The 373-nt window shown below is 61.7% G+C and carries 1 pseudogene; it reads left to right on the forward strand.

Annotation, left to right across the window (positions count from 1 at the left end):
• Positions 1-373: pseudogene (locus tag AAEY83_RS13190) on the forward strand (EmrA/EmrK family multidrug efflux transporter periplasmic adaptor subunit); the annotation flags it as partial.

A 373-nucleotide genomic window follows, 5' to 3' on the forward strand; every position in this document is an offset into this window, starting at 1 on the left:
GCCAGTGGATATCGAGGCCGATATTTACGGCAGCGATGTGAAATACAGCGGCACCGTCGACAGCCTCGGCGCCGGTACCGGCAGCGCATTTGCCTTGCTGCCGGCACAGAACGCCACCGGTAACTGGATCAAGATCGTCCAGCGCGTGCCAGTGCGTATCCACATCAATGCCGAACAGCTGGCCAAGCACCCGCTGCGTGTCGGTCTGTCGACCAATGTCGAGGTCAATCTGCACGACCAGAGCGGCCCGGTGCTGGCCCAGCAACCGCCGCAGAAAGCCTCGTTCAGCACCAACGTCTACGAGCGCCAACTGGCCGAAGCGGACGCGATGATTGCCCAGTTGATTCACGACAACAGCGCAGCAGCAGGCAAG

It is taken from the genome of Psychrobacter sp. TB20-MNA-CIBAN-0197 (assembly GCF_040309765.1).
Taxonomy (GTDB): Bacteria; Pseudomonadota; Gammaproteobacteria; order Pseudomonadales; family Moraxellaceae; genus Psychrobacter; species Psychrobacter submarinus.